The 12,035-nt window shown below is 75.6% G+C and carries 9 protein-coding genes; 2 read left to right on the top strand and 7 right to left on the bottom strand.

Going from position 1 to position 12,035, the window contains the following annotated elements; all coding sequences use genetic code 11:
* Positions 1–3: 3 nt before the first annotated feature.
* The 7 genes from rnc to recG form a co-directional block, all read right to left on the bottom strand.
* Positions 4–936, bottom strand: coding sequence for a ribonuclease III (rnc, locus tag QBL21_RS08730; RefSeq protein WP_407561441.1), 933 nt, complete (start codon positions 934–936; stop codon positions 4–6).
* A gap of 18 nt (positions 937–954) precedes the next feature.
* Positions 955–1,128: a 50S ribosomal protein L32 gene (gene rpmF, locus QBL21_RS08725; protein WP_018844671.1), complete on the bottom strand. Its 174-nt coding sequence runs from the start codon at positions 1,126–1,128 to the stop codon at positions 955–957.
* 2 nt (positions 1,129–1,130) lie between these two features.
* A complete protein-coding gene (locus tag QBL21_RS08720; protein WP_407561438.1) occupies positions 1,131–1,811 on the bottom strand; it encodes a YceD family protein in 681 nt (226 codons plus the stop codon).
* Positions 1,812–1,929: 118 nt separating this feature from the next.
* Complete coding sequence (locus tag QBL21_RS08715) at positions 1,930–3,117, bottom strand: ATP synthase F0 subunit B (RefSeq protein ID WP_407561437.1); 1,188 nt, start codon at positions 3,115–3,117, stop codon at positions 1,930–1,932.
* A 24-nt stretch (positions 3,118–3,141) separates the two neighbouring features.
* Positions 3,142–3,621, bottom strand: coding sequence for a pantetheine-phosphate adenylyltransferase (gene coaD, locus QBL21_RS08710; protein WP_407566353.1), 480 nt, complete (start codon positions 3,619–3,621; stop codon positions 3,142–3,144).
* Positions 3,622–3,709: 88 nt separating this feature from the next.
* Complete coding sequence (gene rsmD / locus QBL21_RS08705; RefSeq protein ID WP_407561436.1) at positions 3,710–4,285, bottom strand: 16S rRNA (guanine(966)-N(2))-methyltransferase RsmD; 576 nt, start codon at positions 4,283–4,285, stop codon at positions 3,710–3,712.
* A 192-nt stretch (positions 4,286–4,477) separates the two neighbouring features.
* Positions 4,478–6,757: an ATP-dependent DNA helicase RecG gene (recG, locus tag QBL21_RS08700; protein ID WP_407561435.1), complete on the bottom strand. Its 2,280-nt coding sequence runs from the start codon at positions 6,755–6,757 to the stop codon at positions 4,478–4,480.
* Between the two features lie 157 nt (positions 6,758–6,914).
* Here recG and QBL21_RS08695 point away from each other — a divergent pair, with 157 nt between their 5' ends.
* Together QBL21_RS08695 and QBL21_RS08690 are read left to right on the top strand one after the other, a co-directional pair.
* Complete coding sequence (locus QBL21_RS08695; protein ID WP_407561433.1) at positions 6,915–8,867, top strand: HSP90 family protein; 1,953 nt, start codon at positions 6,915–6,917, stop codon at positions 8,865–8,867.
* On the top strand, positions 8,864–12,016 hold the full coding sequence (locus tag QBL21_RS08690) for a tetratricopeptide repeat protein (protein WP_407561432.1): 3,153 nt from the start codon (positions 8,864–8,866) through the stop codon (positions 12,014–12,016). Before QBL21_RS08695 ends, QBL21_RS08690 begins: the two co-directional genes overlap by 4 nt.
* Positions 12,017–12,035: the final 19 nt, after the last annotated feature.

Genomic DNA, 12,035 nt, shown 5'->3' with positions numbered 1-12,035 from the left:
GCGCTACCGGTCGGCGGCCTGCGGCGCCCCGGCGGGGCCCGCGGCGGCGTCCCCGTCCGTACCGCCCGTCGCGGACGGCGCCGGCGGCGCCGCGGACGCGGAGGTGGCCGGCGCGGACGTACCGGCGGAGGCGGACGTACCGGCCGACGCGGACTCCGGCGCCGGGACGGCGGAGCCGTTGCTCCCCGCGGCGCCCTTGCCCGCCTCGCCGCCCGCCGCCGCGCTGATCGCGCGCCACGCGGTGTCCGCCGCCTGCTGCTCCGCTTCCTTCTTGCTGCGGCCGGTGCCGGTGCCGTACGTGACACCACCGACGCGGGCGGCAGCCGTGAAGGTCTTCTCGTGGTCCGGGCCGGTCTCGCTGACCAGGTACTCCGGCACGCCCAGTCCCCTGGCGGCCGTCAGCTCCTGGAGCGACGTCTTCCAGTCCAGCCCTGCCCCGAGGTTCGAGGACTTCTCGATCAGCGGGTCGAAGAGCCGGTGCACCAGCTCCGACGCCGCCTCCAGTCCCTTGTCCAGGTAGACCGCGCCGATGACGGCCTCCAGCGTGTCCGCGAGGATCGACGCCTTGTCCCGGCCGCCCGTGCCCTCCTCGCCCCGGCCGAGCCGGATGAAGGCCCCCAGCTCCAGCCCGCGGCTGACCTCGGCGAGCGCCCGCGAGTTGACCACCGCGGCCCGCAGCTTGGCCAACTGGCCCTCGGGCAGGTCGGGGTGGCCCCGGAACAGCGTGTCGGTGACCACCAGGCCGAGCACCGAGTCCCCGAGGAACTCAAGCCGCTCGTTGGTGGGCAGACCGCCGTTCTCGTACGCGAACGAGCGGTGGGTCAGGGCGCGCACCAGAAGGGCGGGCTCGAGTTCGTACCCGAGCCGCCCTTCCAGGATCTTGGGGGACGAGGCTGTGTCGGCCGGCGCCTTCCGCGGCGTAGTGGCATCTGACATGAGCCTTCTCCCCGTCGCTCAGACCTCGAGGACCTGGCGGCGGTTGTACGTGCCGCAGTTCGGGCATGCGATGTGCTGCTGCTTCGGCTCGTGGCAGCGCTCGCATGCCACCAGGTGCGGGACCGCAGCCTTCCACTGCGACCGGCGGTGGCGCGTGTTGCTGCGCGACATCTTCCGCTTCGGAACGGCCACGGCTACTTCTCCTGCTTCTCGCCGGCGCCGTCGACAGCGCCGCTCGGGTCGTCTTTCTCGCCGTCCGAGACGGTCTCGGCGAGTCCCTGCAACGCCGCCCACCGGGCGTCGACGACGTCGTGCCGGTGGTCCGGGTCGTCCGCGAGCCGCGCCCCGCAGTCGGGGCACAGGCCCGGGCAGTCCTCCCGGCACACCGGCTGCAACGGCAGTGCGAGCACCACCGCGTCGCGCAGCTCGGGTTCGAGGTCGAACATGTCGTCCTCGAGGTACAGCGTCCCCTCCTCCGCGTCCGCCTCCTCGGCGTCCGCTCCGAAGCCGCCGCCGCGGGCCACGCGGCCCCTGGCGTCGGTCTCCGGGTAGGAGTACATCTCCTGGAAGTCCACTCGAAGCTCCTGCCCGAGCGGCTCCAGACACCTTACGCACTCGCCCGTCACCCGCGCCTCGGCGGTGCCCGTGACGAGCACGCCCTCCATCACCGACTCGAGCCGAAGCTCCAGCTCGACGGGGTCGCCCTCGGGCACGCCCACCACCTCGTTGCCGAGGTCCTTGGGCGCCGGCACGGTGCGGGACAGCCGCTTGAGCGTACCGGGACGACGGCCCAGGTCCCGTGTGTCGAACACGAGAGGGGCTCGGTGGTCCGGATGGGCTTTCAGGGCTTTCCTGCTTTCGTGCACCCTGCGCATGACGGGCAGGGACGGGCGCGGCGCGATACGGCGAGGGTCCAGAATACTTGAGACCCCGCCCAGGACCCAATCCGGGCGTCCTTCGGCGGCCGGGCCCCGGCCGGTGCCCCGCGGCGGCTCAGCGCCCGCGGTCGTCGTACTGCCGGAGCTGCGACATGTCGATCATGCTGGTGTCGAAGAGGCTCGTCTCGTCCAGCGCGGCGGGTGCCGGGGTGTAGCCGCCCTGCTGCGGCAGGTGCGCCTCGCTCTGGCCGTACGGCATCTGCTGGCCGTGCTCCGGGTACGCACCGGCCCCGGTCTGCTCCGGCTGCCCGGCCTGCTGCGGCCAGCCGTAGCCGGGGTCGGGCTGCTCGTAGCCCTGCTGGTAGGTCTGGCCGTAGTCCTGCGGGTAGTCCGGCTGCTCCGGCTGCGGGTAGCCGGACTGGGCGTAGCCCTGGGCGGCGCCGCCGTCGTAGTACGCCGCGGCGGCGGGCTGGGGGGCGGCGTGCGGGGGCTGCTGCGCGGGCGGCGGCGGGACCGCGGGGCCGGGGGCGCCGGGGTGGTGCGCCGGTCCGGGCTGCGGGGGGTCGGCGAGTTCGGCCAGCTCCGCGAGGTAGCTCTCGTCGGTGCCGGAGTGGCCCAGGCCCCGCTGCCCGAAGGTCTCGCCGAGCTGGTCCGTGGGCCGGGCGCCCTGGAGCTTCTGCCGGCCGCGGCCGACCGCCTCCAGGGTCTTGGTCAGCACGGACTGGAACGCCTGGAACTGCGCGTCGACGTAGTCGTCCGCGCGCCTGCGCTGCTCCTGCGGGTCGGCGCTGCGCTCCGGTGCCTCGCCCGCGGGGTCCTGGCCGTCGACGGCGAAGCCCTGCGGGTCGTCGTAGCCGGGGGCGCGGCCCAGCAGCTTGTCCCGGCCGCGGTCGACCGAGCCGATGGTCTTGGTGAGGACGACCTCGAAGTTGGCGAGCTTGCTGTCGACGTAGTCGTCGGCCTCGGCGCTGATCTGCTCGGCCTCCTGGCGGGCCTCGCCGAGGATCCGGTCGGCCTCCGCCTGGGCGCGCCGGGCGACCTCGGTGTCGGAGATCAGCGCGCTGCGCCGGTTCTGCGCCTCGTCGAGGATCTGCTCGGCCTCGCGGCGTGCCTCCTCGACGAGTTGCTCGCGCCCGCCGAGCAACTGCTGCGCCTGGGCGAGCGACCCGGGCAGGGCCTCGCGCACCTCGTTCAGCATGCCGAGCAGATCGGCGCGGTTGACCACGCACGACGCCGACATGGGCATGGACCGCGCGCCCTGGAGGGCCTCCGCGATCTCGTCGAGCTTCCTCTGCACGTCCATGGACGAAGACTCTACGGCGCCCGGCTAGGAGTTGGTGAGGCGTTCGTCAAGTGCCCGGTTGACAACCGGGGGCACGAGATGCGATACGTCGCCGCCCCAGGTGGCGACCTCCTTGACCAGGCTGGAGGAGAGGAAGCTGTAGGTCGGGTTGGTGGGGACGAAGAGCGTCTCCACACCCGAGAGGCCGATGTTCATCTGGGCCATCTGGAGTTCGTAGTCGAAGTCGCTGACGGCGCGCAGCCCTTTGACGATGGCGGGGATGTCGCGCTCCTTGCAGTAGTCCACGAGGAGGCCGTGGAAGCTCTCGACCTCCACGTTGCCGTACTCCGCCGTGCACTGGCGGATGAGGTCCATCCGCTCCTCGACGGTGAACAGCCCTTTCTTCGACTTGTTGATCATCACGGCGACGTGCACGACGTCGTAGAGCTTGGAGGCCCGGGCGATGATGTCGAGATGTCCGTTGGTGATGGGGTCGAAGGACCCCGGACAGACGGCGCGGCGCAACGGAGGTTCCTCGCTCTCGGTTCCGGTCGGGAGGGTCATGAGGGTTTCGGTGACGGTCCAGAGTCGGGGACGGGGACGGGACGGGCGGTCAGGGGGCGGGTGAGGCGGCGCGACCGTACCAGAGCGTCCCTTCGCCGTAGCGCCTGGCCCGCAGCCCTTCGAAGCCGTCGGGCCAGGGGAATTCGCCGCCTCGCGTGCTGCGCTCCACGGTGGCGAGCGCGCCCGGGGACAGCCAGTCGTGGGCACGGAGTGTGACGAGTATCTCGCCCACCGCGGCGTCGCTCAGCTCGTACGGCGGGTCGAGGAAGACCGCGTCGTACGGGTCCGGGGGCGGCGGCCCGGCGACGACCTGCTCCGCGCGGGCGGCGCGCACCTCGGCGCCGGGCAGGCCGAGGGCGCGGACGTTCTGCCGGATGACGCGGGCGGCGCGGGCGTCGGCCTCGACGAGCAGCGCGTGCCCGGCGCCGCGGGACAGCGCCTCCAGGCCGACGGCGCCGGAGCCGCCGTACAGGTCGAGGACGCGCAGGCCGTCGAGGGGGCCGAGCAGGGTCTGCCAGGTGGAGAAGAGACCCTCGCGGGCGCGGTCGGACGTGGGCCGGGTGCGGGTGCCGGGCGGCACGGCCAGGCGCCGCCCGCCGGCGGTTCCGGCGATCACGCGGGTCATGGCTGCTGGGTGTCCTTGTCCTCACGGGCGCGGTCCATCCCACGATATGCCTCCGGGGTGACAGCCGCGGTGCCGGCCGGTGGCGAGCGGGCGGGCGGCGGGGCGGTCACGGCCCTTGCCGCGGCCCTGCCCCGGCGCGTGCCGCGAGCCGTGCCTCGGGCCTGTACCGCCGCCCCTGCCGCGGGCCCCGTCTCAGCCCTTGTCGAGGAACTGCTCCCGCTCCTCGTCCAGCAGGCTCGCCAGCGCGCCGCGCAGCTCCGGGTACGCGGCCAGCTCCGGGTCCTGCGCCACGATCTCCGCGGCGGCGTCCCGGGCCTCGGCGATGACGTCCTCGTCGTCGATGACCGCGAGCATCTTCAGGCTGGAGCGGGCCCCGGACTGCGCCTGCCCGAGCACGTCGCCCTCGCGGCGCTGCTCCAGGTCGATACGGGAGAGCCGGAAGCCGTCCTGCGTGGCGGCGACCGCGTCCAGCCGGGTCCTCGCCGGCGTGCCCTCCGGCATCTCGCTGACCAGCAGACAGAGCCCGGCGGCCGACCCGCGGCCGACCCGGCCGCGCAACTGGTGCAACTGGGAGACGCCGAAGCGGTCGGCGTCCATGATGACCATGACGGTGGCGTTGGGGACGTTGACGCCGACCTCGATGACGGTCGTGGCGACCAGCACGTCCACCTCGCCGGCGGCGAACCGGCGCATCACGGCGTCCTTGGCGTCCGGCTGCATCCGCCCGTGCAGCACCTCGACCTTCAGCCCGGCCAGCGGCGCCCCGGGGGCGGCGGAGAGCTGCGCGGCGACGTCCAGCACCGCCAGCGGGGGCCGCTTCTCCGCCTCGTCCTCCGGCGAGGGCGCCGCCTTCGCGCCCTTCGCGCCCTTGCCGCCCTTCGCGCCCTTCGCGTCCTTGCCGCCCTTGGTCTCCGCCTCCTCGGCGGAGTCGCCGATGCGCGGGCAGACCACGTACGCCTGGTGGCCGCCCTCGGCCTCCTCGCGCACCCGCTCCCAGGCGCGGGAGAGGAAGTGCGGCTTGTCGGCCGCCGGCACGACGTGGCTGGCGATCGGCGAACGCCCGGCCGGAAGCTGGTCGAGCACGGAGGTCTCCAGGTCGCCGAAGACCGTCATCGCGACCGTGCGCGGGATGGGGGTGGCGGTCATGACCAGCAGGTGCGGGGTGCGCTTGTCGTCCCCGCGGTTGCCCTTCGCGCGCAGCGCGTCCCGCTGCTCGACGCCGAAGCGGTGCTGTTCGTCGACGACGACCAGGCCCAGGTCGTGGAACTGCACCTTGTCCTCGATCAGCGCGTGCGTCCCGACGACGATCCCGGCCTCGCCGGTGGCCAGGTCGAGCAGTGCCCCGCGGCGCGCCGCCGCGCCGGAGGAGCCGGTGAGCAGCACGACCTTCGTACCGTGCTCGGCGCCGCCCAGGAGGCCCGCCTCCGCCAGCTCGCCCATCATCTCGGTGATCGACCGGTGGTGCTGCTGCGCCAGCACCTCGGTCGGCGCGAGCATCGCCGCCTGCCCGCCGGCGTCCACCACGGCGAGCATCGCGCGCAGCGCCACGAGCGTCTTGCCGGAGCCCACCTCGCCCTGGAGCAGCCGGTGCATGGGGTGGTCGGTGGCCAGGTCGGCGAAGATGTCGGCGGAGACCCGCTGCTGCCCCTCGGTGAGGGTGAACGGCAGCCGGGCGTCGAAGTCCGCGAGCAGCCCCTCGGCAGGTGCCACGCGCGGCACGGCGGGCAACTGCCCGTCGGCGTGCCGCCGCCGGGCCAGGGCGACCTGGAGGACGAACGCCTCGTCCCACTTCAGCCGCTCCCGCGCCGCCCACAGGTCGGCCTTGGTCCTCGGCCGGTGCACCTTCAGCAGTGCCTCGCGCAGCGGTACGAGCCCGCGCTCGGCCCGCAGCGCTTCGGGCAGCGGGTCGGCGACGCCCTCCCAGGCCGTGGCCTCCAGGCCGTCGAGCACGGTGTCGACGGCCTGCTGGAGCTGCCAGGAGGCGAGCTGCCGGCACGCGGGGTAGAGCGGGAGGAGCTTGCCGGCCCACTCGTCGGCCTCGGCGTCGCCGCCCGCGGGGGACAGCGGCTTGTAGTCGGGGTGGGCGAGCTGCCGCTTGCGGTTGAAGACGGTGACCTTGCCGGCGAAGAGGGCGCGGCGGCCGGGCAGCAGTTCCTTCTGCGGGTGGTATGCGCCGCGTCCGAAGAAGACGAGCGTCAGCCGGCCGCTGCCGTCGGTGATGACCACTTCGAGGCGGCGCCCCCGGCCCGTACCGAGCATGGCGGCCTTCTCCACCTGCGCGACGACCGTGACGTGCTCGTCGACCTCCAGGTCGGCCAGCCGTGTCAGCTCGCCGCGCTCGGCGTACCGCCGGGGGTAGTGGTGCAGCAGGTCTGCGACGGTGTGCAGATCCAGGTGCTCCGCCATGGCCTTGGCGGTCCGGTCGCCGACGGTCGTCTTCAGGGGCTCTTCCAGCACGGACACGCGGTCCATTGCACACCATCGGGCCGACAGAGCGTGGAAACCCCTGGTAACCGGAGCCCGCCCGGTCCTACGATGTGCGCCTCGCACTCCCCTTTCGCGACCACCGACGCCGATCGGGATCGCCCGACCCGCGCCGCCACCTCCACCCCCCGCCGGCGCTCCCGTGATGACACCTGAGAACGCTGCGCACGCCTCGTCCCACACCTTCCAGGTCGACCTGCGCGGCCTGGTGGACCTGCTCTCCCACCACCTCTACTCCAGTCCGCGGGTCTATCTGCGCGAGCTGCTCCAGAACGCCGTCGACGCGGTCACCGCGCGCCGCGCGGCCGATCCGGGCGCGCCGGACCGCATCCGGCTGTACGCGGAGCCGGCCGCCGGCGACGCGGCCGGGGACCGGGGCGGTACGGACGGCGGGCTGCGCGTCGAGGACAGCGGCGTGGGGCTCACCGAGGCCGAGGTGCACGAGCTGCTGGCCACCATCGGCCGCAGCTCCAAGCGGGCCGGGGGGCTTGAGTCGGCGCGGGCGGAGTTCCTGGGCCAGTTCGGCATCGGGCTGCTGGCCTGCTTCCTGGTCGCCGAGCGGATCCGGGTGGTCAGCAGGTCGGCCCGCGAGCCGGCGGCGCCGCCGGTGGAGTGGACGGCCGCCGACGACGGTTCGTACACGGTACGGACCCTCCCCCCGGCCGAGCATCCCGAGCCCGGCACCACCGTGCACCTGACGCCGCGGCCCGGCTGCGCCGAGTGGTTCGGGCCGGCGCGCGTCGCCGACCTCGCCCGCGACTTCGGCTCGCTCCTGCCGTACGACGTGCGCGTCGACGGGACGCCGGTCACCGCGCTGCCCGCCGTCTGGGACCGCCCGTACCCGAGCCCGGCCGCGCGCCGGGTGGCGCTCGCGGGCCACTGCCGGGACGTCTTCGGCTTCACGCCGCTGGACGCCGTCGAGCTGGACGTGCCGCTCGCGGGCGTGCGCGGGGTCGCGTACGTGCTGCCGTCCGCCGTCAGCCCCGCCCAGCGCGCCGGGCACCGCGTGCATCTGAAGGGCATGCTGCTCACCGCGCGCGCCGAAGGGCTGCTGCCCGACTGGGCGTTCTTCGTCCGCTGCGTCGTCGACACCGACAGCCTGCGCCCGACCGCCTCGCGGGAGGCGCTGTACGAGGACGAGACGCTCGTCGCCGTCCGCGAGGCGCTCGGCGGCGCCGTACGCGACTGGCTGACCTCGCTGGCCACCGGCGACCCGGACCGGCTGGCGCAGTTCCTCTCCGTGCACCACCTGGGCGTGAAGTCCCTCGCCCGGCACGACGAGGAGATGCTGCGCACGATGCTGCCGTGGCTGCCGTTCGAGACCACCGACGGGCAGTTGTCGCTGGCGGAGTTCGCGCAGCGGCACCCGGTGGTGCACTTCACCCGCAGCGTGGAGGAGTTCCGGCAGGTCGCGCCGATCGCCTCCGCACAGGGCATCGGCGTCGTCAACGGCGGCTACACCTACGACGCGGAGCTGATCGAGCTGCTGCCTCGGGTACGGCCCGGGACCGCGGTCGCCGAGCTGGACCCGGACACCGTCACCGCGCATCTGGACGGCGTCGACCCGGCCGAGGAGCTGGCCCTGTCCGGCTTCCTCGGCGTCGCCCGCGCCCGCCTCGACCCCCTCGCCTGCGACGTCGTGCTACGGGCCTTCCACCCGCTGACGGTGCCCGCCCTCCATCTCGACGACCGCGCCGCCCGGCACGAACGGGCCCGCGCGGACGAGGAGGAGCAGGCCGACGAGCTGTGGGCGGACATCCTGGGCAGCCTGCGCGGCGGTGCGCCGCGCGCCCGGCTCGTCCTGAACCACCGCAGCCCGCTGGTGCGCCGGGTCAGCGCGCTGGGCACCCCCGAGCTGGTGGGCAGCGCGGTCGAGGCGCTGTACGGGCAGGCGCTGCTGATGGCGCAGCGCCCGCTGCGGCCGGCCGACTCGGCGCTGCTGAACCGGGCGTTCGCCGGGCTGCTGGAGTGGGCGACGCACCCGCCGGGGGCGACGCACCCGCCGGGGGCTGCGGACCCGCCGGGGGCTGCGGATCCACCGGGCGCGGCGGATCCCGCCGGCGGCGACCGCGGCGCCGGCGAGGAGGACGGCCGGTGAGCGCCGGCACCCCCTCCCCCGCGTCCGCCGGGCCGCCCGCCGACCTGATCGCCTTCCGCCAGGCGATGCAGGACAACGCGCAGGAGCCCGAGGGTCCCGGCCGCAACGCTGGCGCGGAGCGGCTGCTCGCCGAGGCGGAGCAGACGGGCCGGGCGGCGTTCGTCGTGGAGGGCCTGATCCACCTCCTCCAGACGTACAACTTCAGCTCCGAGCAGGACAAGATGTTCGTCCCCTTCGCGCGGCTGCTGCGCATGTGGGACGAGCGCCCCGGGGATTTCGACGAGGAGGACACCCACCGCCTGTTCTGGATGTTCAAGTGGGTCTCCTCCGGGATGACCGACCAGCCGCACATCCCGCTGGCGGCGATGGAGAAGTGGCTCGCCGAGATGGAGCGCCGATACCGCCTGGCGGGCCACAGCGAACGCGCCGTGCGGCAGGCGGAGTATTACATCGCCGAGCACGTCGGCGATGACGCGCGCGCCGCCCGCGCGTACGCCGCCTGGCGCGCCGCGGAGCGCGACACGACGAGCGACTGCCGCGCCTGCGAACTGCGCGGCCAGGGAAGCTGGGAGGCCGGCCACGGCGACGACGCCGCGGCCCTGGAGCTGTGGCGGCCGGTGCTCGACGGCGTGCACACCTGCGCGCACGAGCCGCACGCCACGCTCGCGGAGTCGCTGCTGCCGCTGCTGCGGCTGGGCCGCGTGGACGAGGCGCGGGCCAACCACCTGCGCGGGCACCGGATGGTGCGGCGGATGGAGAGCATGCGGTTCGCGTTCGCGCGGCACGTGGAGTTCTGCGCGCTGACGGGCAACGAGGCGCGGGGACTTGAGCTGCTGGCGGAGCGGCCGGCGTATCTGGCGGACCGGGGCGAGCCCTCCAGCCTGATGGCGTACCTGGCGGTGACGACGCTGCTGACGCGGCGGCTGGCGGCGCTGGGGCTCGGCGCGGAGCGGGTGGTGGGCCCGCCGGGTGCCGGGAGTGCGGACCGGGAGTGGACGGTCGCGGAGCTGGGGGCGTACGCGGAGCGGGAGGCGCTGGAGCTGGCGGGCCGCTTCGACGCGCGCAACGGCACGGCGGCGGTGTCGGACGGCGTACGCGAGCGGATGGGCCGGGCGCCGCTGGCGCAGCGGCTCCCGCTGGGGCTGCGCGTCGGCCGGCCGGCGCGGCGGGGCGGCGGCGCGGCCGGCGTCGGTCCCGCGGCCGGTCCGGCGGCGGGGGCGGCGGCCGGTTCGCCGGCGGGACGGCCCGGGGTGGCCGAGCTGCTCGACACGGCCCGGGAGCGGACCCGGGCCCGCCATCCCGGCGCGGTACGGGCCTGGGCGGACGCCGCGCGCGCGGCGGCGGAGGCGGGCACCGAACTGCACGTACGCGACCGCGCGGAGGCCGCCGCGCACCGCGCCATGGACCCGGACACCGCGACCGGCGAGGCCGCGGCCCTGTTCCGGACGGCGGCCGAGCTGTTCGAGGCCGCGGACGACCCTGGCCAGGCGGCCACCTCGCGCGCCCGCGCGGCGTTCGCCCTCGCGCTCGACGGCCGTACGGAAGAGGCCCTGGCGGCGGTCGCGGAGCCCTGCGACCGCGCGCTGGCGCTGCACGCCGGGGGCCGCGCCACCGCCGCCCAGACGGCGGCGGCGCTGCTCTGCCGGGCCCGGGTCCTCAGCATGCACGGCGACGACGCGGCGGCCCCGGCCGACGCGGGCCCCCGTACCGCCGCCGAGGCGCTGACCGCGGTGCTGGCCTTCGCCGCGCCGTACGCGGACGATCCGCGCGTCGCGGGCCGGATCGCCGAGGCGCACGAACTCCGGGCCGAACTCGCCGCCCGCAGCGGCGAGATGGAGCGGGCCGCCGCGCTGTACGGGCAGGCCGCCGACGGCTACGACGCCGCCGGCGTGGCGTGGTACGGGGTGCAGGCCCGGGCCGCGCTGGCCGGCGTCGCCTCCCGGCTCGGCGACCGCGAGACCGCGGAGCACGCCGTACGCGGCGCCCTGGAGCACAGCGCCGCGTACGCCCGCCCCGCCGGGCAGGCGAGCCTGCACCTCCAGCTCGCCGACATCCTCTGCAACACCGGCCGCGACGCGGAAGGCGCCGAGCACCTGCTCGAAGCCGCCCTCTGGGCCGACGAGGCCGGCGACTCCGGCGGCATGGGCGCCTGGGCCCGCCACCACCTCGGCGGCGCCCTGCTCCGCCTCGGCCGGTCCGCGGAAGCGGCGGCGGTGCTGGAGGACACCCTCGCGGACCTGACCGCGGAGCGGCACGGCGAGGGGCCCGTCGTGCAGACCCGCTGGTGGCTGGGCGACGCCATGGGGCGCCTCGGGGAGCACACGCAGGCGGCGGAGCAGTACGTGCTGGCCGCGGAGATCGCCGCGGGCTGGGACGACGGCGGCGCCCGCGACCACGCCGTGCTGGCGACGCTGGCCGCGCAGTCGCTGAGCGCGGCGGACCTCGACGCCCAGGCCGACCGCGCCTACGAGCGCGCGGGCGCGCTGTGGCGGGAGCTGGGCGACGTCCCGGCGCTGATCCGCACGCTCAGGGCCCGCGCCTGGCTGGCGATACGGCCGGGCCTGGCGGGACCGGCGGCGGGGCGGGCGCTGATGGCGGAGGCGGAACGGGAGCTGACGGCGGCCCTGGCGGGTACGGACGGCGCTCAGCCGGGCCCGGCCGCGGACGCGGCGGCACCGGCCGCGGCGGACGATCCGCTACGGGACGGGGGCACCGCCGGCGCGACGGCCGCGGCGCCGCCCGCGGACGGCGGGACCCCGGCCCACGGCGGTGCCCGCGAGGTGCTGGGCGCCGAACTCGCCGCCACCCACCGGCAGACCGGCGACCTGATCGCCGCCTCCTGCGACGGCACCCCGCACGACCCCGACGAGGCCGCCGCCGGCACCGCCCGCGCCGCGTACGAGGAGGGGCTGGCCTACGTCGTACGCGCCGTGGCCGGCTTCGCCGAGCTGGGCCCCGACTTCCTCGACGAGCAGACCGGCGCCCAACTCCTCGCCGCCTGGCTGGAGGCCGACCTCGGCCGCCCCGAGGCGGCGGCGCAGCGCGCCCGCGCGGTGCTGGCGGCGTACGGGGACGGCGACGCGGACAGCGAGACCGCGGAGTCCCGCCACGGCGAGGCCCAGGCACTCCTGGACTACGTCACCCGCTGACCGCCCCGGCGCGCCCGCC

This window comes from Streptomyces sp. 184, assembly GCF_045781775.1.
GTDB lineage: Bacteria > Actinomycetota > Actinomycetes > Streptomycetales > Streptomycetaceae > Streptomyces.
The sequence above is the reverse complement of the archived record's forward strand: the minus strand, read 5'-3'. Positions and strand labels throughout refer to the sequence as shown.

Coding starts and splice junctions, on each gene's coding strand:
- rnc (WP_407561441.1), bottom strand. CDS start 936: ATGTCAGATGCCACTACGCCGCGGAAGGCGCCGGCCGACACAGCCTCG.
- QBL21_RS08720 (WP_407561438.1), bottom strand. CDS start 1,811: ATGCGCAGGGTGCACGAAAGCAGGAAAGCCCTGAAAGCCCATCCGGAC.
- QBL21_RS08715 (WP_407561437.1), bottom strand. CDS start 3,117: ATGGACGTGCAGAGGAAGCTCGACGAGATCGCGGAGGCCCTCCAGGGC.
- rsmD (WP_407561436.1), bottom strand. CDS start 4,285: ATGACCCGCGTGATCGCCGGAACCGCCGGCGGGCGGCGCCTGGCCGTG.
- recG (WP_407561435.1), bottom strand. CDS start 6,757: ATGGACCGCGTGTCCGTGCTGGAAGAGCCCCTGAAGACGACCGTCGGC.
- QBL21_RS08695 (WP_407561433.1), top strand. CDS start 6,915: ATGACACCTGAGAACGCTGCGCACGCCTCGTCCCACACCTTCCAGGTC.